The organism is Phenylobacterium sp., from assembly GCF_004799515.1.
Classification (GTDB): Bacteria; Pseudomonadota; Alphaproteobacteria; order Caulobacterales; family Caulobacteraceae; genus Phenylobacterium.
In genome coordinates this window covers 1-20,888 of the sequence record NZ_SSMX01000001.1, presented here as the reverse complement: position 1 = coordinate 20,888, position 20,888 = coordinate 1, and the positions used below count along the sequence as shown (strand labels likewise).

The window sequence follows — 20,888 nt, the reverse complement described above, 5'->3', positions numbered from 1 at the left end:
TCCCCGAGCCGGCGAAGTTCATGTTGCCGATCGCAACCTCGCCGTAGTTCCCCGACGCCAGCTGGATCACGTCCCCGCTGTGGGCCGCCTTCAACGCTGCCGTGAGCCCGCTGGAGCTGTAGACCTGAACGATACTCATGATTGTGTCCCATCGATGAGCCCCCGCTGACCGATGACGCGTACTGGCCCAGGGTTCAGGGTTCGGTCATTCTGACCAAGACCCCGTCGAAAAGGACGGCTGCCCCCGGTAAAATCGTCCCCGACGCCGGCTCATACGGTCCGAGCCAGCCAATCGGGCATCCCCTGCAACGCTACATCCCGTAAATCATACTGGAGCCCATGAGGCCTATCAAAAGTAAAGCTTTCGACAACGGCGGGAGACGGGTTTCAGCTTCGATTACAAGCATATAGAAGGGGGCGTCAGACATGGAGGAGGTGATGAAGCACAGTCCGCTGGCCATCGCGCCCATGCTATTGCTGCTGGCCGCCTGCGACGCCCGCGTCCAGGATATCAGCCACGCCGCCGACTCGATGCGCCAGTCCACGGAGCATATGGCGGCGGCCAACAGCGCCGCGACCGATCGGCGCGAGGCGCAGATCATCGACGATGCGGTGAAGATCCAGCAGCAGACCCTGGCCACCGACCCGGAGGCTGCTGCCAGCCAGGCGCGCTACGAGGTGCGCCCCGACCCCAACGGCGGCTACTCTGTCTATGACCTCAACACCGGTGCGATAACCCGCCTGGGCGCCAAGCAGCAGGCGGGCCTGACCCGCGACCGCGCCGATGAGGTGGCCTACAGCCTGCAACAGGACGAAACCGCCGACCAGTTTCGGGCGGCCGCGGCGGCGCGGCACGGGCTGCATTGAACTTTCGCGGGGTGGGCGTGACGGCGATTTGTGAGTGGCTGGCTCTGGCCATGCTGGCCGGCGTGGGGCTCCTGGGCGTCCAACGCCTGCTGGCGCGCCGGCTATCGTCCGCGGGCCTCTTCCAATATATCCCGCCGTCGATGGCCTGCCTGATCGCCGCCTTCGTGGCTCTGCGCGGACGGGACGCCCTGGCGCTGGTGCTGCTGGCGGTGGTCCTGGCCTATGTGGGCGGGGTGCTGAAGCCCTTCGGTTTCAAGTCGCAACCCTGAGCGGGCATCCGGAAGGACGGGCAAGATGGCGGGCGTGACCGCACCTGTGAGGAAGCTCCTGCGCCGCGCCTTCGGCGTGTGGCCGGTGATGGAGTGGCGCAACCGTCTGACCATGGGCCGGCGCGGAGCCGCCTTCACCCGGTTCGAGGACGCGGAGGTGGCGCGCCTGGCGACCGAACTCGGCGCCCCGCCCACCGCGGCCATTGCCTGCATCATCCCCACCTACAAGCGGCCGCAGGGGGTGGTCGCCTCGGTCAATTCGATCCTGGCGCAGGAGCGGCAGGATTTCGTGGTGGTGGTGGTCGACGACGGCGCCGGCCTGCCGCCGGACTTGCCCAAAGACCCGCGGGTCTTCGCCGTCTCGCTGTCGCGCAATTCTGCGGTGCTGGGCCTGGTTCGCAACGTCGGCATCCGGCTGTCGCGGTCAGACTATGTAGCCTTCCTGGACGACGACAACACCTGGACGCCGCAGCACCTGTCGCTGGCGGTGCAGGCGATCGATGACGGGGCGGACCTGGTCTACACCGCCGTGCGCCGCCGCCGGCAGGACGGGACGGAGTTGGACGTGCTGTCCAAGTCGTTCGATCGCCGGCGCTTCGCCGACGAGACCTCCTGGGTCGACGCCAACTCCATCGTTCTGCGCCGCTCGGCCCTGCTGCCGTTCAGCCGCCTGCCCCGCACCAAGATGACCTTCCCCAAGGAGGACTGGGAGTTCGTCTGGCGCGTGAGCCGCCGGGCGCGCGTCGCCCACGTCACCACGCCCACCGTGGAGTACCTGGTGAACATGGAAAGCTTCTACACCACCTGGACCCCGCCGGGCGGCGAGGCGGTCTAGACGACCGCCTTCGGGATCTCGGCGGCCAGGGTCGCGCCGCGCTGGGTGCCGATCAGCACCTTGCGCCAGGGCGGGGCGATCGCCGCCAGGAAGGTCGGCAGGAAGGCCTCGATGTCGGCCCAAGGGTGGGCCAGATCCAGCGGCAGGGCCGAGAAGCGGCACAAGAGGCCGTCGGGGATGATCCCTTCCATGGAGATCTTCAGGCGGGCGGCGCGTTGTTCGGCGGCGCTGCTCGGCAGGGATTCGCCGATGCGCGACCAGTAGATGATGCTCTCGGTGCGTTCCTGGGCCACGCCGATCAGCCGGCGGCCGGGAATGGTCACGTCCGGCGAGATGCGGATCGTCTCCGGCTCGTTGCGGGTGAGCGCATAGCCGAATGCCGGATAGCAGATTTCCGGCCGGTGCAGCTGCAGGTCGTCGGTCTGCAGGCCGCCGTAGGCCAGCAGCATCAGCACCTGCTGGCCGGTGGTCGGGTTGGTGTAGGCGCGCACCAGGAGCTGGTTGTAGAGTTTGGCCGACAGCGTTCCCGGTCCATTGATCGCGAGCGGGTCGCCAACGTCCTCGGAGCGCCAGGCCCCGAAGGTCGGCGGCACGATCTCGGCCAGCTTGCCATTGCCCAGCAGCGCCACGTGGTGGTGCGGCTGCAGCCCGTAGGTCGCTCCGGCGCCCGCCACGCAGGCGGCGCCCATCAGGATATCGCGGCGTGTGGTCATTGCGGCCGCCAGCTCTTCGGCAGGAACCGCGCCAGCACCACGTCGACGCCGAACACCAGCAAGAGGTCCACCGCGAACAGGAAGAGGCCGGCCAGGCCATGGATGAAGCCCTGCGCCACCTCGTCTCCCGCGAAATAGGTGAGCAGGATGAGCGTCATCACCCGCAGGATGTTGCCCAGGACGGCGATCGGCACCACGAACAGGGTCAGCACCGCCGAGTAGCGCACCGACGAGCCGCGCAGCAGGTAGATGTAGAACAGGCTGATGGCGATCAGGCCCACCAGGGAGTTCATCCCGGAGCAGGCGTCCTCCACTAGCAGCGAATACTGCGCCACGTGGATGGTCACCCCTTCGCGCTCGATCGGCAGGCCGGTCAGGTAGAGCGCGCCGGTCGCCGCCGACGAGACGAATTGCTTCAGGGGCGCCGTCAGGCGGTCCATCAGCCAATTGGGCGGCGGGATCAGGAAGGCCAGGTAGAAAAAGGGGAACCAGGTCTTCAGCAGCGCCCGCCCGCCGAACAGGACGTAGAGCATCGAGAGCCCGACCCCGAACAGGCCCATCGCCTCGAAGGTGATGAAGTCGAAAGTGCGGCCGAAGACATAGAGGCCGAGGCTCGCCAGGAAGGCCAGCCACCCCAGGACCTGCGATCCCGGCGCGGCCAGCTGGCGCATCACGGCGGCATTGCGCCAGATCAGCCAGGCGCCGGTGGCCAGGACGATCGGACCGTGAGCGCCGGCTTCCTTCGTCCAGGTCCCGTTGCCCAGGGACACCAGCGTCGGCACGGCCAGCGCCGCGAACCCGACCAGCAGCGGCCAGCGGTTGAGCGCGGCGGGCGGGATCAGGCTTGCGAGGGCGGGTTTGGCGGCGGCGGTAGCAGGCGTCGACGGCTCGGCGCGGTCATTCAGCATTCATCACCGTGCCGATGACTTTCGCGTGGTCGTCGATCAGCTGCTCCACCAAGGTCTTCACGTCGGAGACGAGGCTCTTGTTGCGGCGCGCGACGACCAGGGCGTAGCCCACGACATTGCAGATGCGGCGAGCATCCGCCGAGGTGTTGGCCGGGGGCGTATCGACGATGGTGACGTCGTAGTCCCGCAGACACTGGTTCATCACGTCTTCGAACAGCTCGCGCGCCAGCAGTTCCTGCGAATTGGCCGCGCCGTCGCCGGCGTAGAGCACCGACAGGTTGGGCAGCAGGTCCTCTTCGATGAAATCGCCCACGATGGCGTAGGCCGTCGCCAGACAGCCGGCCAGACCCGCCGTCTGCCCGCGCGGCGGGATCAACTGATGGATCGAGGGCGAGCGCAGGTCACCGTCGACCAGCAGGGTCTTGAGCCCGATCTGCGCCAGGGCCACGGCCAGGTTGGCGGCCACGAAGGAGCAGCCCACGTCCAGGCTGGCCGCACAGATCACCAGTCCGCGCCGGCCTTGCTGGATATGCTGCGCCATGACGTGGGTGCGCAGCGCTCGGATCGCCTCAGCGCCAGGGCTCAGCGGATCGCTCAACGTCACCAGGGCTGGCGCCAGCATGACGCGTTCGCTGGCGCGCGGCGCCGCACGGTCCGCCGCGGCGCCTTCGGACGTCTCGATAGGTTTGGGGGCGACCTGGGTCACGCAGGATTGCCCAATCGTCGGGGAATGAACTGCTGGACGAAACCGGCCAGGCCGCGCCGCACGCCAGGCGGCGGGGGCCGCTCCACGATGCAGATGCAGGGGATTTCACTCGACAGATGCAAATCCTCGACGCCCCGCACCCGGCGGTTCAAAAGCTCCAGGAGCAGCGAAATGGCCAGGCCCAGCGCCGCGCCCAGGGCGACGGCGCCGCCGATCATCAGCTTCTTGTTGGGGAAGGCCGGCGTGGAGGGCGTGACCACCACCCCGATCGGCGTCAGGCCGTTGTCGACCGCCGAGGCTTCCACGGAATACTGCGCCGCCTTCGCCGCCGCCGAGCGGTATTGGTCGCGCCGCAGGTCGACTTCGCCCTGCAGCTGGCGCAGGCGCTCGACTTTGTCGCGCTCGGCGATGACCTTGGACTTCTGCTCTTCCAGGGCGTGGGCGATCGCCGCCATACTGTCGGCGCCGCTGGAGGCCGACTTGGCCGACTTGGCCTCCTGGGCCGCGAGCTTGGCCACCGTTTCGCGGCGCGCCTTGAGCTCGAGGATTTCCGGGTGGTTCGGGCCAAGCTTCTGGTTGAGGTCGGCCAGCTTGGCGTCGATCTGGGCCAGTTCCATGGCCGCGCCCCCGCCGCCTGAGGGACCGATCTGCATCATTGGCGCCGGGGCCGACGCCTGGCCGGCGAGCGCCGCGAGGCGCTCGCTTTCCATGTCCGACTGGCCGCGATCCATGATGATCCCGGTCTCTTTCTCGTAGTTCGCCTTGGCCTGCTCGGCGTCCTCGGCCAGCTTGCGCGCGCTGTCGGCCTGCTGGTCGTAGAAGCTCGCGTTCTTGGAGGCGTCGGAGCGCCGCTGCGCCAGGCTGGCCTGCAGGTAGGCGTCGCGCAGGGTCTGAGCGCCCACCCGGGCGCCGATCGCGCTCGGCGACCTATAGGTGATTTCCAGCACCGAGCCGTTGATCTTCACCTGGGTGTCCTCGGACACCTGCTCGGACAGCCAACGGCGGAAGTCGCGCGTGTCAGAGGACGGGCGCGCCTGGTAGGAGCGCATCCGGCTCGGATCGGACAGCCAGCCCATGGCGTCCACCACCGGACCAGTGACGCTGTAGTCCTTCACCAATTCCATCTGGTTGTCGAAATAGGTCCCCGACGCGCCCCGCCCGATGACCTCACCGGTGATCGGGTCGGGCTTCAGCAGGTCCAGCATCACGCGCGAGGTCGCCTCATAGCGCGGCTGCACCAGAAGGGTGACCACATAGGCGCCCAGGAACGAGGTGATCATCGCCACCAGGACGATCATCCTGCGCGCCCAGAAGATCCGAAGGAATTGGAGGATGCTCATGTTCGATCCTGGCGCAGGCTAGAACAGCCGCTCGCCGACGGAGATGATATCGCCTACCTGCACGACGGTCTTGTCGAGATCAACCGGTTTGACCTCGGCGCCCTTGCGGGTGAGCTTGACCTTCTTGTCGCTGCCGTTGGCGGACACGCCGCCGGCGCGCGCCAGGGCCATCCGCACCGTGAGGTTGGGCCCCACCGGATAGGCCCCGGGCTGCTTCACCGATCCGCTCAGGTAGAAGACGTCGTTCTCCACGGCGGGGACGTACAACTTGTCGCCGGGCATGATCAGCGGATCCTTGTCCCGGCCGCCGGTGGCCAAGTCGGAAATGCCGTAGCGGGTCGAGGTCCCGTCTTCGTGGGTCAGCTGGACATAGTCCGCGCCGGCGGTGCTGCGGCCGCCCACGCGGGCGAGGACTTCCGAAAGGCGATAGTCGCGGTCCAGCGGGATCAGGCCCGGCGTCCCGACGTAGCCCAGCACGGTGGCGTAGCGGCTGGCGATGGTCAGCACGTCGACCCGCACCAGCGGATTGGCGAAGAAGCCGCCCTTGCGCAGCAGGCCGCGGACGTCGTCGGCCAGCTGGCCCGGCGAGCGGCCGGTGGCCGGGACCGGTCCGATCAGCGGCAGCAGGATCGCCCCGTCGCTGCCGATCCGGCTGTGGACGTCGAAATCGGCCTGGCCGAGCACGCTCACCTCGACCACATCGCCGAAGCCGAGCTGGTAGTTGCGGTCGCCCGCGGCGGTCGCCGGCGGCGCCGCAGCGGGCGGCGCGTGCGCCGCGGTCGAGGCGGCGGCTGGCGGCGCGCCAACGGGAGCAGGCTGGGCGTGCGCGGCGGCGGCCATGGTGAGGACGGCGACGACGACAACACGGAAAAGGCTCATGCGAGTCACATGTGGCTCCCGGATCAGAACGACCTAGAGGCGGTCAGGCCTATGCGGTACGAAGAGTAGTCAAAGATAGCGGGGTCCGCGTTTCTAACCTGATAATCGACGGTCAAGGATAGCGACGTCTTGTCGCCGATCGTGTAACGCAGCGCGGCGTTGACGCCGTAACCATTGTCGCTCTTGACCCCTGTCGTCATCAGCGTGGTCTGAATGCCCTCGAAGCTCCGGTTGTCGATCGTGCCGCCCAGGGACCCGAACAGGCGCTGGCTGAAAGTGTAGCCGACGGTCATCGCGACGGTCTGGACCAGCTGATAGTCTGCGCCGAGTTGCAGGCTGGGATTGACCGCGCGCGAATAGATCAGGGTGGCCGAGAGCCGATCGTTGACGCGGTAGACCAAGGAGCCCGAGCCAGTCAGGCCCGTGAACGCCGGCTCACTGGCGACGACCGGGGCGCCGGGCGCCACAGGCGCATCGCCGGGGAGGACATGGGTGATCCCCAGCGTCGCCTCACCGTTCAGCCGCAAACCGATCTGCCGGCTGATGCTGATGCTCGCCCCGACCTGCCCGTAGGACGGCTGCGGCGCCTCGCCCGGCAGGACATCGTCGTAGTAGGTGCGATTGTAGCTCCCGTTCACCGACACCAAGCCCAGCAGTTCGTTGGTGTAGCTGACCCCGCCGTTGACGCCCTCCATGTGCGAATCCGCGACCAGCGCGCCGTCGGAGTCGTTGGTGGTTTGGGCATAGGAGACGCCGATGTACACGCCGACGCCGGTCAGTGGGGTGCACCGGGCGCCGAGGTTGCCGGAAATGGTCTGCTGGATGTTGTGGGTCACCGCCAGCGACAGGTCCGACAGATCGCTCTGTCCGCGTAGGAACGACCCGGATAGCGACCCGCCGCAAGGGCCGACGTTCGTTTCGCCACCGGCCGACATGTTGATCCGCTCGGACTGCAGCTTGGTGTTGCTCTGGTGGAAGTCGTAGCCGATCTGACCGTCCACGAAGACCGCGCCCGGACCCACGGGCAGCAGGGCGTTGATCGAGGCGCTCGGGGTGTAGATCTCGTCCGCAGGGGTCACGCCGCGGGCGTTCTGCACCAGCTTGCCGCCCTGCGCGACGTTGGAGTCATAGACCGCGGTGCCCAGCAACAGGACGTCGAAGCGGCGTTCGATCGGCTGGCCGGGCTGCGGGAAGCCGCCTGGCATATTGGGAAGCCCCGCGCCGGCCATGCCTTCGGCGGGCAGGCCGAGCGAGGAGCCCGACATGTTCTGCGCCGCCGCGGTCCCGCCGCAGGCCAGGACCACGGCCGCCGAGCCGCAGGCCAGCAATCTGCGACTGACGTTCAAGCCCGCAACGACCAACGCTCGATCCCCCGGACAAGCCGTTTCACGTCTTCAACTCCACTCTCGGACGCCGGGCGAGCCAGCGTCCGCGTTCAGTCCCAGCCGCCCCCGCGGCTAGCCCTTCGGCGCAGGCGCAGGCGTCCCCGCAGGCGCAGCGGCAGGCGCCGCAGCCGGCGCAGCCCCTCCGGGCGCCCCCGCAGGCGCCTTCGGCGGCGCATAGGCCGGGTTGTACTTTACGTTCTTGCGCGCAGCGGCAAGCACGGACTGGAACTGCCGCGCCACCGCCTCCTGGGTATGCAGGTTCTTGAGATACGTCGAAGCGACGCGCGTCGCCACCTCCGGTGGGACCGGCTGGGTTTCCGCGGCGGTCACGTGGTTGAGCGTCAAGATATTGCCGCTGGGCACGACAAAGACCGCGTCAGGGCCAAGCTTGACGATCCCCTGGATCACCCGCGGGTCGGCTGTCAGGGCGTCGATCTTTTCCGAGCTCTCGCGGTAGGGGATCTTGTTGGCGGTCAGGTAGGCGGTGACGTCGGGAAGGGTCTTCAACGGCTGCAGGCCCTGTAGAATCGCCGGGTTCGACGGCCGCGGCGTGCGCACCTGATCGACCGTGAAGATCTTGCGCTGCCCGTAGACATCGGGGTTATCGGCGATGAATTTGTCGACCTCATCCTTGCTGGGCTGCGGCACGCTCTTGGCGATCTGCTGCTGCCAGGTCTGGACCAGAAGGGTCTCGTTGGCCCGTTGCTCGACGATCGCATAGCCCGGGGTCTTGTCGATCTTGGCCTTTTTGGCGGCGTCCGCGAGCGCGCGGCGGCCCAGGATCTGGTCCAGCGCCTGGTGTTCAGCCGCCTTGCGGATCTGCGGGGTCGGCGCCTGGAAGCCGTTCAGCTCGGCGGCGATCTGCGCCGTGGTGATCTCTTCCTTGCCGTCCAGCACGGCCGCAACCTGCCCTGTCGGCTCCTTTTTGCCGCAGGCGCTGAGAGCGACGCACAGGACGCCCACCAGTACGTAGCCCGCCTTTATGCGCTTCATCTGTATCGCCCCCCGAGTTTCCTGTTCTCGTATTGCCGACTCAATGGCTAACGGACTTAGCTGCAAATAGCTTGCCGAATCGTGTTCCGGCTAGGCTCGCGGTCCGTCAGCGCTTCAATCGCTCCAGACGAAGGACGGCGCAAGATCGCTTGCGCCTCAGGCGTATCCTGTCGGGCCCAGCGTCGCCGCGCCGCGCTTGTGGCCCCTACGATCACCATCTATTCACACCCGCAGCCTAAGAGCTTCACGCGCCGCGGCATCGCCGGACGCCGGCCGATCCGCGCGCCACGGCAGTTGCTGTTTGGGAGAGCTTATGAGCCGGACCGATAGACCGCGACGCGTCCTCGCCATGGCGTCGGGCGGCGGTCACTGGATCCAGTTGCAGCGCCTGCGGCCCGCCTTCACCGAATTCGATGTGGCCTTCGTCAGCGTCTACGCCGACTACGCCGACGACGTGGCCGGCTGCCGCTTCTACAAGGTCTCTGACATCACCCGCATGAGCCTGACCCGGCTCTTCGTCCTGGTCCCGCAGCTGATCGGCGTCCTGATGCGCGAGCGGCCGAATGTGGTGATCACCACCGGCTCGGCGCCCGGCCTGGTCTGCATCACCCTGGCCCGCTTCCTGTTCGGGGCCAAGACCATCTGGATCGACAGCATCGCCAACTGCGAACGGATGTCGACGTCCGGCTCCCAGGCCCGCCGCGTCGCCAACCGGTGGCTGACCCAGTGGCCGGAGCTCAGCGGTCCGGACGGCCCGGACTATTGGGGCGCGGTGCTGTGATCTTCGTCACCATCGGATCGCTGTTCCCGTTCGACCGCCTGGTGAAGGTGGCGGACGAGCTCGCCACCCAGATGCCGGACGAGAGCTTCTTCGCCCAGATCGGCGAAGGCGGCCACCGGCCGGTCAACATCCCCTACGCCGAGATGCTGACCCGCGGCGAGTTCATGGCCAAGGTGCGTGAGGCCGACCTGATCGTCGCCCACGCCGGCATGGGCAGCGTGATCACGGCGATGGAAAGCAACACGCCGATCATCCTGTTGCCGCGCATCCTGGAATGGGGCGAGCACACCACCGACCATCAGATCGCCACCGCCAAATGGCTCGAAGGCCGCCCCGGCATTCACGTCTGCTGGGAAGACAAGGACCTGCGCGCCACGATAGAGGCTGTGCGGGCCGGCGCGCGGATGGGCCAAACCATGCAGCGCACGGCGCCGGAGCCGTTCCTGAACCGGATTAGGGATTTCATCGCGTCCGCCTGACGTCCGCGCCCGCTGGGGCGCGACCGGCCGGCCGCAGGGGAGAATGTGATGATCAGGGTTGCAGTCGTCGGCTTGGGCAAGATGGGCGCGTCGCACCTATCGATCATCAACGCCCATCCGGACGTCCAGGTGACCGCGGTCTGCGACCCCACCGGCTACATCCTGGACGTGCTGGGCAAGTACACCGGCCTGAAGGGCTATGCCGACTACGCCGAGATGCTGCGCACCGCCGAGCTGGACGCGGTGATCATCGCCACGCCTTCGCGCACCCACGGGCCGATGGTCGAGCAGGCGCTGGCCAAGGGCCTGCACGTCTTCTGCGAGAAGCCGTTCTGCCTGGACCCGGCGGAGTCGCGGAAGCTGGCGGGCCTGGCCGATGAGCGCGGGGTGGTGAACCAGGTCGGCTACCACTACCGCTTTGTGGGCGCCTTCCAGGAGGTCAAGCGCCTGCTGGACGCCGGGGCCATCGGCCAGGTGAGCCATGTGCTGGCCGAGGCCTACGGCCCGGTGGTGCTGAAGCCCAAGGGCTCGACCTGGCGCACCCAGCGCTCGGAAGGCGGCGGCTGCCTCTATGACTACGCCGCCCACCCGATCAACCTCTTGAACTGGTACTTCGGCGCGCCCGTCGGGGCCGGCGGCTCGATGCTGAACAAGATCTTCTCGCGCGACACCGACGACGAGGTCTTGAGCACCCTCTCCTTCGCGAACGGGCTGTCGGCGCAGGTGTCGGTGAACTGGAGCGACGAGTCCTACCGCAAGATGAGCACCAAGCTGACCTTCTGGGGGACCAACGGGCGGATCGCCGCCGACCGCCAGGAATGTCAGACCTATCTGCGCAAGGTCGAGCCGGGCCTCGAGGGCTATGGCGAGGGCTGGAACGTCCGCTACACCACCGACCTCACCGAGGAGGTGTGGTTCTATGTGCGCGGCGAGGAGTATTCCGCCCAGCTCGACCACTTCGTGGCGGCCATCCGCGAGGGGCGCCGCGGCACGGTGAGCTCCTTCGCCAGCGCCGCCGACACCGACCAGGCTTTGGAGATGATCCGCCTCGACGCCGAGCGCGGCCCGACGGCCATGGCCGCCAGCGCAGGCGCTCCGGCCGCCGCGCCCGCGCGGCGCTTCCCCTTCTTCGGCGGCAAGTCCGCCCCGGCCCGCGCTTAGAGGCGACTGCCCATGGACAAGCTCCTCTTCGGCGACAACCAGTTCTTCGGCGTCAACCACATGTCGGAGGAGAAGGCGCGCGCCCAGTCGATGCGCTTCCAGGATCCGGCGGCGATCATGCGGGTCCTGGACGCGGCCTACGATGAAGGCGTGACCACCTTCATGTGCACCACCCACGACAAGATCGCCGCGATCTGCGACCAGGTCCGGGCCGATCCGCAACGCTACAAGGACTTCACCTTTTACCCCTGCATGCCCTACGCTCATAAGTACGCCAACGCCGTCACCGAGGACGGTCCGCTGGGCGCGCTGAAGCGGTTCCTGCCCAGTGAGGGCCTGTTCGACGCGGCCCTGCGTGGCGGCATGTCCTTCGCCAAGAAGGACGTGGAGGGCGTGGCCACCCTCCTGATCGACGCCGAGATGAAGATGTTCGAGGGGCTGAAGACGCCGGTCATCTTCCTGCAGAACGTGGTCGTCGACCTCTTGCTGGGTCTGGGCTTCAACGACGCCTTCGCGATCTTCGCCAACCATGTGAAGCGCCGCTACGGCGCCGAGGCCGGCTTCATCACCATGAACATGCCGCGCCTGCTCGACGCGCTCGACAAGGTGGGCGTCGAGAACCCGATCGTCTGCGCCAACATCAACAAGATCGGCTTCCGCATGTCGGGCGGCTTCGAGGCCTACGACCGGGCGCTCAAGGAGCGGCGCTTCCGCGCCATCGCCATGTCGGTCTTCGCCTCCGGCGCCATCCCGCCGCGCGAGGCGATCGAATGGATCTGCCGCCAGCCCAACATCGAGTCGATTGTCTTCGGCGCCTCGGGCCGCGAGAACATCCGCAACACCCGCGACCTCGTGAACGAGTTCTGGGCGCGTGAAGCGGCTTAGCGGCGACTCTCGGGAGGGCTGGCCGTGCTAGCCTTGGTCCTGCCCATCCTGGCGCTGGTCAACGTGATCTTCGTAACCATGGTCGGCTGGCTGATCTTCGCCCCGCCCCGCCGCAAGACCCTGGCCGAGAAGAGCGCCGGGGAAAATCCGCGCCGCCGTTTCGACGATCAGGCGGCCGGCGCGCCCAAGCGCGCCGCGGTCAAGCCCGCCCAGCGGATCAGGCCGCCCCGCCGCTGAACACCCGCAGCACGGCCGCGGCCAACTGGCCGAGCGTCGTGCGCCGGGTCCCCGGCGTCTTGAGCACGATCGCAGTCGCGAGCACACCCGTGGCCAGGCCAAGGCCCGCCGGCGGCGCGGCTTGGCTCAGATGCTTCTGTGGCTCGCCGGTCAGCTTGGCCCACCAGGCCTCGGCGAGCGTGTCGTCGCCGCGCGGCAGCAGGCCCACCTCCTTGTTGCCGTTCTTCTGGACGTTCGTCGACGCTGGCAGACGGCTCGATCCGGTCGTCACGAAATTGCCCGGGCACACATTGTCCTTGATCACGGGGTCAGTGCACCCCTCGACCTTGATCCAGGGCCGCACGCCTGCGCCCTCATGGCCGTTGACGTAGTTGCCGATGATTTTAGGCGAAGTGCCGTGATAGACGCTGATGCCGTGGAAGTGGTCGGAGACAACCAAGTTCTCCTCGATATCCAGGCCGTGGATGCCAACGTTGGCCTCGTCGGCGACGAAGATGCCCTGGAAGGGCAGACCCTTGTTCCGCAGGACCCGATTGCGCCGGATCGTCACGTTCTCCACCGGTGCGCTCAGCAGCGTCGTCCAGAATTGGATGCCGTCCGGATGGTCCGCCGGAGCCGGATACATGTCGCGGATCTCGTTGCCCTCGACCGTCAGGTTCGACGATCCGCCCCGAACGCCGTCGAACCGGAAGTTGTGGATGGTGTTGCCGCGGATGATCAGGCCGTCGCAACCCTGGTGGCCGATGCCGCAGCCGGTGTGATGGACATCGCAGTCGCTGACCTCGCTGGCCTTGATGTTGCGCACGATCACCCCGGTGCCGGCCTTGGCCGTGAGCTCGCCGTCAAGCGCGCCATGGATGTCCAGCTTGGATGCGACGATCCTCTCGCTGTTGATCGCCATGAAGCCGATGGCGTCCGACAGGACCGTGAATTCTCGCACTGTGACGCCGGCCGCATTGGCGACCGTCACGTTGGTGAAGCTCACCTTGGCGCCGGGCGCCGGGCGGATCGTCACGCCCGGATCGGCCCACTGCCGATTGACCGCCAGCTGGCCGTAGGTCCCGGCGGCGAAGCTCACGGTGTCGCCGGGCTTGGCCTTCGCCAGGGCCGGCTGGATTTCAGCGTCCGAACGGACCTCGATATCAGCCATCTGACTTCCTGAGCCTGGGAGACGCGCAGCGGGCCCTCTGATGGGCGCTTGTGCTTTCTATACGAGTTTCTGGCAAACTGACGGCAATGTCCAAGCCTCGTCCCCCCGCCGGTCGCCGGCGCCTTCCCAAGTTGCGCCTGCCGCTGATGATCGCCGTGAGGGCCTTCCTGGTGCTGGCCTGGGAGATCCTGGCTTCCATCCCCATCCTGCAGCGGAAGAAGCGCGTCAAACAGCGCGTGATGAAGCCGTACGTCCAGTTGGACTCCTGGCCGCGAAAAATCGCCCTGGTGCTGACCCCGATCGGATTGGGCTTCTTCTGCCTGGTCTACGGCTTCTTCTTCGCACTCACGGCGCCCTATCTCATCGTGGTCTTCGCCGCGCCGATCGCGATCCTGATGTTGTTGTCGATCTGGGCGCTGCCGGAACAGACGCACGCCCCGACCAAGACCATGGAGTTCCTGCTGGGCGCGCTGCTGATGAGCCTGGTCTTGTGGCCTAACTACCTCGCCCTGGCGCTGCCGGGCCTGCCCTGGATCACCGCGATTCGTCTCGCCGGCGTCCCGATGGCGATGCTCTTCCTGGTCTCGCTCTCGATTTCACGAACGTTCCGCGGAGAGATGAAGGCGGTCGCGCTGACGATTCCCGGCTTCTGGATGTGGTTCGCTGTCTTCGTGGCGATCCAGCTGATCACCATCGGCATCGCCAAGTCACCGGGGGCCGCCATCCAGAAGGGCGTCATTCAGCAGGTGAACTGGGTGATCGTGGCGGCCATCGCCGCCTGGGTCTGCCGGATCCCGGGCCGCGCCGAACGCTACATCATCCTCATCATGTTCACGGCCATCCCGATGCTGACGCTGCAGCTGCTGGAACTGGCGGTGCACCACGTGCTCTGGGCTGGCTATGTGCCGTCCTTCCTGAAGATCGACGATGCGATCGGCATGAACATCTTCGCCTCGCAGGTCCGCTCCGCGACGGGCCTCTACCGCACCAAGGTGACCTTCACCACAGCGCTCGGGATGGCGGAGTACATCTCGCTCCTGACCCCGTTCGCTATCCACTTCGCGCTCGGGCGCTACCGCATGCCGTTGCGGGTCTTTGGGTTTGTCATGGTGCCGGTGATCTTCCTCTCGGTGCGCCTGACCGACGCACGCCTGGGCGTGATCGCCTTCCTCATCTCGGTGATGCTCTACATGCTGTTCTGGGGGATGATGCGCTTCCGGCGAAACCGCCGCGACCTGCTGGCGGCCACCATCGTCTATGCCTATCCGGCAGTGTTCTCCGCCGCCGGGCTTCTGGTGATGGCGGTGAAGCCCGTGAAGGAGCTGGTGTTCGGCGGCGGTGCGGCGGCGGCCAGCAACGCGGCGCGCAACACCCAGATCCATATGGCGATCCCTAAGATGCTGCTCTACCCCCTGGGGCACGGCGGCGGCGGGGCGGGCCAGGCAATGGGCTATGGCGCCGGCGAGTTCATCGCCATCGACAACTACTATCTGGTGTTCGGCCTCGACTACGGGATGATCGGCGTGATCACGTTCATCGGCATCTTCCTGCTGATCATCGCCTGGTCGGTGCGCTCGGCCCTGGTGGCCGGCAACAGCCGCGACCGCGAGCTGAGCCTGATGATCCCGGCGGCCTGCAGCATGTCGGCCTTCCTGGTCATCAAGCTGGTGTACGGCCAGGCCGACTACCACTCCTTCCTGTTCATGCTGGTCGGCATGTGCGTAGCGCTGATCGGGCGGGTCCGCGACGAGGCCCAGGCGTTCGTAGACCGGACGACGGCGGCTCCGGCCAAGGTCCTGCGGTCCTCTGAGCGCGACGACGACGAACCCGAGGACGCCGAGCCCGAAGACCCGTACGACACCTATTGGCCGCCGCGTCCCGACCGCCCCCGCAGGCTGAACCCGGCCTAGACGCTGGAGGACGCTTCGGGACGGGCTCTTAGGGGCCCTGGATCTCGATCCAGGCCGGCGGCCCGCGCCGGCCGACAAGGCCGGCCCACCAGCCGTCCACGGCATAGCCCACCTGCCGCCAGGCGCCGCGCCGGGCGAAGCGCGCCAGGATCAGCGTCAGCGCCAGCGGCGCGGCCAGCGGCAGAAGGACCGGCGTCTGGTCGCGGGTCAGCAGCAAGCGGTTGCGCTCGTTGAGATAGACCGGCGTGCGGCCCTGCTCGCGCACGTTCGCCGTGTGGCCAGTGGTCGAGCCCTGCTGGTGCAGCACCCACGCATCCGGCGCGAGGCCTAGCTTCAAACCCAGGCTCAGGGCCCGCAGGCACCACTCCACCTCCTCGCAATAGAGGAAGTAGTCCTCGCGCATCGGCCCCGTCACCTCCACAAAGCGGCGGCTGACCAGCATCGATGCGCCGTTCAGGTAGTTCTGCCGCGCCTCGGCCTCGCCGGCGAGGCGCGGCGTCTCGGCCAGCGGCCGGCCGTAGCCCAGCGAGATCGCCCGGGCGAACAGCCGCCGCCAGCGGCCCCCCAGGGACTGGATCACCTGGCTCGGCAGATAGACGACACTGCCCACCGCCTCGCAGTCGCCGCGGGCCAGGCGCGCGACCATGGCGGCCAGGGCGCGGGGCTCCGGAGCGGTGTCGGGATTGAGCACCCACCAGGCGTTGGCCTGCGGCGCCTCGGCCAGGCACCGGTTCACGCCGCCGGCGTAGCCCAGGTTGGCGGGCGCGCAGACCGCCCGCACCGGCTGGCCGCCCGCCAGCTGCGCCGGGATCGCCGCGACGAGCTCGCGGAACGCCTGCGGCCCGCCGTTCTCGCAGATCACCACCTCGAAATCGGTGTGGACGGAGGCCCCCAGCGCCGCCAGGCAGGCCTCGACGTCGCCCGGGTTGCGGAAGGCGACGATCGCCACGGCCACCCGCACCTCAGGCGTCCCCCGAGGTCGTCAGCACACGGACGGCATCAACCATCCGCCAGAATCTGTGGCGATAGAGCACGCCCAGCGCCGCCCAGCGCTGCCCCGCCGTAGCGAGCTTGCGGCTCCCCAACGCGCGCGGGGTGTGCGCCACGGCCGACAGGGGCATCAGGCCGCTGCGGACCAGCCAGCGCAGCGCCCGGACGGGCCGGCCGGCCGAAAGCCCGTAGGTCTCACTGTTGATGCGCTGCCACTTGGCGATCAGCTCGGCCCAGGTGCGCCGGGCGGGGTGGCCGACCAGGGCGTCGGGGGCGTAGGCCAAGCGCAAGCCGGCGGCGGTGGCGCGGCGCGACCACTCCAGGTCCTCCGACACGCCGATCCGGAAGCCGCCCACCTGCCCGAACACCGCCTTGGAGCAGAACAGGTTGGCGGTCACCGTGAAGCCCAGCCGCTTGACGTAGTGTTCGTTGTCGAAGGCGAAGACCACCTCGAAGGCCTCCACGGGCGTCGGCGCCGCGGGATCGTCCACCAGCACCTGCATCCGTCCGCCGACCACGTCGGCGCCGGAGAGCGCCGCGGTCCCGGCCGCCAGCCAGGCCGGATCGGGCAGGCAGTCGGCGTCGGTGAAGGCCAGCAGCTCGCCCCGCGCCGCCACCACCCCGCCGTTGCGGGCCAGGCCCGCGCCCTTGTCGGCCACCGTCACCAGCCGCGCACGCCCGGCGATCGCCGCGGCCACCGCGGCCTCGCCTTCCGGCGAGGCGTTGTCGGCCACCACCACCTCGAAATCGTCCTTTGGATAGGTCTGCGCGCCGAGCGCGGCCAGGCAGCGGTCCAGGCGCGCCAGGTCGCGATAGTGCGGCACGATCACGCTCACCTTCGGTCGCGGCCCGCCGGCCATCGGCTTCCCCCTGCCCGCGCGGGCGAAAGCGCCCGGTTTTTTCGCGCCCGCCAGTGAACCGGAACGGCGCGAAGCCGCTCTTAACACGTGGCGACGTCGACAGGTGCTGGCGGGTATGCTCCCTTATGCCAGACGATGCGGAACGGAAAGTCGCTGTGCGGTCTCGTCCTTCGATCGCCTGATGGCGTACAATGAGGGCGCGAGCGCTTGGCGCCATCATTTAGGTAATTTTTTCCCTCCTATAATAGGGGGCTGCGGCGCGACTGCGCTGCGACTGGGAGGTTTCGCTCGTGGCTCTAAAGATCGGCTCCGTCTTCCGGCGGAAAGCCCCCAAGCAGAAAGCCGAACGGCCGACGATCGCCGCGCCGCTGAGCGACCTGTTCGCCCACGACGCGCCCGACGCGAGCCCCAGGGCCGCGGCCAACCTGCTGCCCCGCTTCAAGGCCTCCGCCGGCGACCAGATCGATCGCCAGCGCGGCGACCGCTTCACCTCCATGCGCCTGAAGCTGCGCGCCGCCTTCACGCCCTCGCAGCCGGTGGTCGATCGGCGCATGTTCGCCGGGCGCAGCGGCGTGCTGGCCGCGATGATCAGCTCGCTGGAAGACCAGCGCCTGCACCTGGTGATCTACGGCTCGCGCGGCATCGGCAAGACCTCGCTGCTGCACATGCTGTCGCAAGCCGCCAAGGATGCGCGCTATATCGTCCACTATTCGTCCTGCGGCGCGGCCTCGAACTTCCAGGAGACCTTCCGCGCCGCCGCGGCCGAGATCCCGCTGCTGTTCCACAACGGCTATGGCCCCACCGCCGAAGAAGCCGAGTCCGGCGCCAACTTCGCCGACCTGCTGCCCAAGGCCAGCTTTTCGCCGCGCCAGTTTGGCGAGCTCTGCGCGCGCCTGACCGGCACACGGATGATCATCGTGCTCGATGAGTTCGACCGCTCGGTCTCCATGGAGTTCCGCCGCGAGATCGCCGAGCTGATCAAGATCCTCTCCGACCGCTCGGTCCGGGTGCAGCTGATCATCGCCGGCGTGGCGGGCGACATCGCCGAACTGGTGGAGCACATCCCCTCGATCCGCCGCAACATCCTGGCGGTGCGCATCCCTCTGCTGACCGAGGACGAGACCAGGGAGCTGGTGAAGACCGGCGAGCGGGCCAGCGGCCTAGTCTTCGACCCGGCGGCCATCGACTTCATCGTGCGCACGTCCAGCGGCTGGCCCTACATCGCGTCGCTGATCTCCCACCACTCGGGCCTGGCCGCCATCGAGGCCTCGCGTAGCACCGTGCTGCCCAGCGACGTCTCCAAGGCGCTGCACGGCGCGGTGCTGGAGCTGGCGGGCCGCATCCCCAAGGCCGCCCAGACCCAGGTCGAGACCCTGAGGGAAAAGGGCATGACCAAGCTCTTGACCCTGCTGGCGGGCGCGTCCCTGCACGCCGGCGGCGAATTCGACCTGAGCGACATCGACGCGGTCGCCGGCAAGTCGGCCGACGGGGCCGGCGCCAAGCGCCTCGTGGCCCAGCTGGCCAACGACCGGATACTGCTGCGCCGGCCCGACGACAGCGCCGAGTCCTACGTCTTCCTCGAGGACGGCCTGCCCGCCTACCTCTGGTTCCAGGGCGCGCAGGACGATTTCCAGGCCACCCGCAAGGTCCGCGTCAGCAACGGCTGACACCGTGAGCCAGCTGCGGCTGCTTCAAGGCTGCCGGCCAGAGCCGCTTGCACGAAAAACGGCGCCTCAGGATCCTGAGGCGCCGTTCGCATTTCGGGCCGGATGGCCGGATGAACTAGTGGAAGATCCAGTCGCTGCCCATGGTCAGGCCCTGGGTCACGCCCGTCAGTTTGGCCACGGCTACGAAGCCGTGCGCCGTGCCGTGGCCGTCCTGGTCGACATAGACGGTGGTCCCGGTGCTGTCCGTGGTGAACTTCACCCATCCGTCCGCCACCGGGTTGGTCCCGTGGTAGGCGGTGAGCAGGGGCGCAAGGTCCAGTTCGTCCTGGCCCGGGGTGAAGTCGGTAATCGTCGCGATGGACTTCGGAAGGACGTCGAACTGGAAGACATCGTTGCCGGCGCCACCGACGTAGACATCCTGCGATCCACCCATCGAGACGATGGTGTCATTGCCGGCCCCGCCATCGATCTGGTTCAGCACCGAGTTGCAGGTGATCACATTGTTCCCGGCGTTGCCGTAGCCGCGCTGGCCCACCGTTCCGTCTAGCACCAGGTTTTCCACATTGGGGGTCAGTTGGTAGAGACCCAAGGTCGTGTGGACCGTGTCGGTGCCACCGTTGACCTGTTCGATGACGTTCGAACCGTAGTTGTTGACGATGTAGAGATCGTCGCCAGCGCCGCCGGCCAAGGTGTCAGCGCCGCCCGTGCCGCCGCTGATGGTGTCGGAGCCGGCGGTGCCCAGGACGCTGTCGTTGCCGGCCGTGCCGGTGAACACGTGGCCCGTGGCGTCGATAGTGACCCCGGCGGAGACCACGGCGGACGGCGCGGCGACCACGGCGGGCGTGGCCGCGACGCTGGCCGCGGTCGTCGCGGTCGTTGTTGAGAGAGGTGCGTTTCCGACGATATCGGCGGCGGGTGCGGCGCCGTGGTTGGCGACCCAGTAGTCGAGGACAGAGGTGTCTCCGACGACGGCCTGCTTGAGGGTGACGTCGTTGGCCTGGGTGAGGTTGGTGTTGTTCTGCAGGATGTAGGAGGAGGCGGCGTTGTTGGAGACGGTCGAGTTGGAAGAGTTCTCCACCTCGATCCAGGCGGTCATGTCCTGGTAGCCCTCGACGAGGTTGTTCTCGATGGCCAGGCTGTTGGCCTGGATCACCGTGATGCCGTGATAGCCCTCGCCCTCGATCGCATTGTTCTCGATCGTGACGTTCTGGTAGGTGATCGCGTTCTCGTTACCCATGAAGATGGCCTGCACCGCCGTGCCCGTCGGGCCGCGCTCGAAGGTGTTGTTGGTCACCGTGATGTCATGGGTCGCGGTCGTCGTGCCCGTCGTCCAGAACTGGATGGCGTCGTTGTGGGCGTACTGCTCGGGATGGAAGTCGGTGAAGGTGTTGCCGGAGATCGTCACGTTGGACGAGCCGCCGCCGCGCACGCCGTCCAGGGTGATGTCGTGGATCTGGTTGTTGGTGATGGTCAGGTAGCTGTCGTTCTGGTGGGCGATGCCCGCGCCGACGTCATGGATGTTGGAATTGGTGACGGTCACATTCGAAGCGTTGCGGATCACGATGCCCTGAGTGGTGTTGGTCCCCACCGGGCCGGACACCTGCACCCCGTTGAACGTGATGTTACTGCCGCCGTTCACCACCGCGGCCGCGGCCACGTTGCTGGAATAGACCAAGTTCAGGTTGCTGACCGTAACGCCGGAGCTGTTGGCCATGTTGAGGCCGGTGATGGTCGCCTCGGCTGCCGGGTTCGCCGAGGTGATCGTGATCCCCGAGCCGGCGAAGTTCATGTTGCCGATCGCAACCTCGCCGTAGTTCCCCGACGCCAGCTGGATCACGTCCCCGCTGTGGGCCGCCTTCAACGCTGCCGTGAG

The 20,888-nt window shown here is 67.7% G+C and carries 21 protein-coding genes; 10 read left to right on the top strand and 11 right to left on the bottom strand.

The features are described from left to right. Positions 1-438: 438 nt before the first annotated feature. Genes E8A49_RS00105 through E8A49_RS00095 form a run of 3 tightly spaced genes read left to right on the top strand, consistent with a single transcriptional unit; the run spans position 439 to position 1,971 of the window. Complete coding sequence (locus E8A49_RS00105; RefSeq protein ID WP_293374971.1) at positions 439-867, top strand: hypothetical protein; 429 nt, start codon at positions 439-441, stop codon at positions 865-867. A gap of 17 nt (positions 868-884) precedes the next feature. After that, positions 885-1,136, top strand: a complete 252-nt coding sequence (locus E8A49_RS00100; protein ID WP_293374968.1) for an XrtV sorting system accessory protein — start codon at positions 885-887, stop codon at positions 1,134-1,136. Between the two features lie 34 nt (positions 1,137-1,170). Continuing rightward, positions 1,171-1,971 (top strand): glycosyltransferase, encoded by an 801-nt coding sequence (locus E8A49_RS00095; protein ID WP_293374965.1) that lies wholly within the window; start codon positions 1,171-1,173, stop codon positions 1,969-1,971. Here E8A49_RS00095 and E8A49_RS00090 read toward each other — a convergent pair. From E8A49_RS00090 to E8A49_RS00060, 7 genes are all read right to left on the bottom strand, one after another. Beyond that, positions 1,968-2,684 carry an exosortase C-terminal domain/associated protein EpsI gene (locus tag E8A49_RS00090; RefSeq protein WP_293374962.1) on the bottom strand — a complete coding sequence of 239 codons (717 nt, stop codon included), beginning with the start codon at positions 2,682-2,684 and terminating at the stop codon, positions 1,968-1,970. The genes E8A49_RS00095 and E8A49_RS00090 overlap by 4 nt on opposite strands. Beyond that, a complete protein-coding gene (xrtV, locus tag E8A49_RS00085) occupies positions 2,681-3,592 on the bottom strand; it encodes an exosortase V (protein WP_293374959.1) in 912 nt (303 codons plus the stop codon). The genes E8A49_RS00090 and xrtV overlap by 4 nt, the downstream gene beginning before the upstream one ends. After that, the gene (locus tag E8A49_RS00080) at positions 3,582-4,298 is read right to left on the bottom strand and encodes a CpsD/CapB family tyrosine-protein kinase (RefSeq protein WP_293374956.1); all 717 of its coding nucleotides are present in this window, start codon (positions 4,296-4,298) and stop codon (positions 3,582-3,584) included. The genes xrtV and E8A49_RS00080 overlap by 11 nt, the downstream gene beginning before the upstream one ends. Further along, positions 4,295-5,638: a hypothetical protein gene (locus E8A49_RS00075; RefSeq protein ID WP_293374953.1), complete on the bottom strand. Its 1,344-nt coding sequence runs from the start codon at positions 5,636-5,638 to the stop codon at positions 4,295-4,297. The genes E8A49_RS00080 and E8A49_RS00075 overlap by 4 nt, the downstream gene beginning before the upstream one ends. Before the next feature lie 18 nt (positions 5,639-5,656). Beyond that, positions 5,657-6,517: an SLBB domain-containing protein gene (locus E8A49_RS00070; RefSeq protein ID WP_293374950.1), complete on the bottom strand. Its 861-nt coding sequence runs from the start codon at positions 6,515-6,517 to the stop codon at positions 5,657-5,659. Between the two features lie 23 nt (positions 6,518-6,540). After that, on the bottom strand, positions 6,541-7,878 hold the full coding sequence (locus tag E8A49_RS00065) for an outer membrane beta-barrel protein (protein ID WP_293374947.1): 1,338 nt from the start codon (positions 7,876-7,878) through the stop codon (positions 6,541-6,543). 96 nt (positions 7,879-7,974) lie between these two features. Continuing rightward, the gene (locus E8A49_RS00060) at positions 7,975-8,895 is read right to left on the bottom strand and encodes a hypothetical protein (protein WP_293374944.1); all 921 of its coding nucleotides are present in this window, start codon (positions 8,893-8,895) and stop codon (positions 7,975-7,977) included. Positions 8,896-9,208: 313 nt separating this feature from the next. On the opposite strand from E8A49_RS00060, the gene E8A49_RS00055 reads away from it, so the two are divergent. The 5 genes from E8A49_RS00055 to E8A49_RS00035 are packed head-to-tail and all read left to right on the top strand — an operon-like array spanning position 9,209 to position 12,438. Next, complete coding sequence (locus E8A49_RS00055) at positions 9,209-9,676, top strand: hypothetical protein (protein ID WP_293374941.1); 468 nt, start codon at positions 9,209-9,211, stop codon at positions 9,674-9,676. Next, positions 9,673-10,155 (top strand): glycosyltransferase, encoded by a 483-nt coding sequence (locus tag E8A49_RS00050; RefSeq protein WP_293374938.1) that lies wholly within the window; start codon positions 9,673-9,675, stop codon positions 10,153-10,155. Before E8A49_RS00055 ends, E8A49_RS00050 begins: the two co-directional genes overlap by 4 nt. 48 nt (positions 10,156-10,203) lie before the next feature. Continuing rightward, entirely contained in the window at positions 10,204-11,316 is a 1,113-nt protein-coding gene (locus tag E8A49_RS00045; RefSeq protein ID WP_293374935.1) for a Gfo/Idh/MocA family oxidoreductase, read from the top strand. Positions 11,317-11,328: 12 nt separating this feature from the next. Beyond that, the gene (locus tag E8A49_RS00040; RefSeq protein ID WP_293374932.1) at positions 11,329-12,201 is read left to right on the top strand and encodes a hypothetical protein; all 873 of its coding nucleotides are present in this window, start codon (positions 11,329-11,331) and stop codon (positions 12,199-12,201) included. 24 nt (positions 12,202-12,225) lie between these two features. Then, a complete protein-coding gene (locus E8A49_RS00035) occupies positions 12,226-12,438 on the top strand; it encodes a hypothetical protein (RefSeq protein WP_293374929.1) in 213 nt (70 codons plus the stop codon). On the opposite strand, the gene E8A49_RS00030 is transcribed toward E8A49_RS00035, so the two are convergent. Continuing rightward, complete coding sequence (locus E8A49_RS00030) at positions 12,419-13,588, bottom strand: nitrous oxide reductase family maturation protein NosD (RefSeq protein WP_293374926.1); 1,170 nt, start codon at positions 13,586-13,588, stop codon at positions 12,419-12,421. The two genes, E8A49_RS00035 and E8A49_RS00030, sit on opposite strands and share 20 nt — an antisense overlap. 131 nt (positions 13,589-13,719) lie before the next feature. Between E8A49_RS00030 and E8A49_RS00025 the strand changes: the two genes are divergently transcribed. Then, positions 13,720-15,498: a hypothetical protein gene (locus tag E8A49_RS00025; RefSeq protein ID WP_293374923.1), complete on the top strand. Its 1,779-nt coding sequence runs from the start codon at positions 13,720-13,722 to the stop codon at positions 15,496-15,498. A gap of 28 nt (positions 15,499-15,526) precedes the next feature. Here E8A49_RS00025 and E8A49_RS00020 read toward each other — a convergent pair whose 3' ends face one another. Next, entirely contained in the window at positions 15,527-16,459 is a 933-nt protein-coding gene (locus E8A49_RS00020) for a glycosyltransferase family 2 protein (protein ID WP_293374920.1), read from the bottom strand. Position 16,460: 1 nt separating this feature from the next. After that, the gene (locus E8A49_RS00015) at positions 16,461-17,348 is read right to left on the bottom strand and encodes a glycosyltransferase (RefSeq protein ID WP_293374917.1); all 888 of its coding nucleotides are present in this window, start codon (positions 17,346-17,348) and stop codon (positions 16,461-16,463) included. A 290-nt stretch (positions 17,349-17,638) separates the two neighbouring features. Here E8A49_RS00015 and E8A49_RS00010 point away from each other — a divergent pair, with 290 nt between their 5' ends. Beyond that, positions 17,639-19,015: an AAA family ATPase gene (locus E8A49_RS00010; RefSeq protein WP_293374914.1), complete on the top strand. Its 1,377-nt coding sequence runs from the start codon at positions 17,639-17,641 to the stop codon at positions 19,013-19,015. Between the two features lie 115 nt (positions 19,016-19,130). On the opposite strand, the gene E8A49_RS00005 is transcribed toward E8A49_RS00010, so the two are convergent. Then, positions 19,131-20,888 (bottom strand): right-handed parallel beta-helix repeat-containing protein (locus E8A49_RS00005; protein WP_293374911.1); only part of this gene is annotated, 1,758 nt, incomplete at its 5' end.

Coding starts and splice junctions, on each gene's coding strand:
- E8A49_RS00060 (WP_293374944.1), bottom strand. CDS start 8,895: ATGAAGCGCATAAAGGCGGGCTACGTACTGGTGGGCGTCCTGTGCGTC.
- E8A49_RS00055 (WP_293374941.1), top strand. CDS start 9,209: ATGAGCCGGACCGATAGACCGCGACGCGTCCTCGCCATGGCGTCGGGC.
- xrtV (WP_293374959.1), bottom strand. CDS start 3,592: ATGCTGAATGACCGCGCCGAGCCGTCGACGCCTGCTACCGCCGCCGCC.
- E8A49_RS00045 (WP_293374935.1), top strand. CDS start 10,204: ATGATCAGGGTTGCAGTCGTCGGCTTGGGCAAGATGGGCGCGTCGCAC.
- E8A49_RS00015 (WP_293374917.1), bottom strand. CDS start 17,348: ATGGCCGGCGGGCCGCGACCGAAGGTGAGCGTGATCGTGCCGCACTAT.
- E8A49_RS00030 (WP_293374926.1), bottom strand. CDS start 13,588: ATGGCTGATATCGAGGTCCGTTCGGACGCTGAAATCCAGCCGGCCCTG.
- E8A49_RS00105 (WP_293374971.1), top strand. CDS start 439: ATGAAGCACAGTCCGCTGGCCATCGCGCCCATGCTATTGCTGCTGGCC.
- E8A49_RS00040 (WP_293374932.1), top strand. CDS start 11,329: ATGGACAAGCTCCTCTTCGGCGACAACCAGTTCTTCGGCGTCAACCAC.
- E8A49_RS00090 (WP_293374962.1), bottom strand. CDS start 2,684: ATGACCACACGCCGCGATATCCTGATGGGCGCCGCCTGCGTGGCGGGC.
- E8A49_RS00075 (WP_293374953.1), bottom strand. CDS start 5,638: ATGAGCATCCTCCAATTCCTTCGGATCTTCTGGGCGCGCAGGATGATC.
- E8A49_RS00070 (WP_293374950.1), bottom strand. CDS start 6,517: ATGAGCCTTTTCCGTGTTGTCGTCGTCGCCGTCCTCACCATGGCCGCC.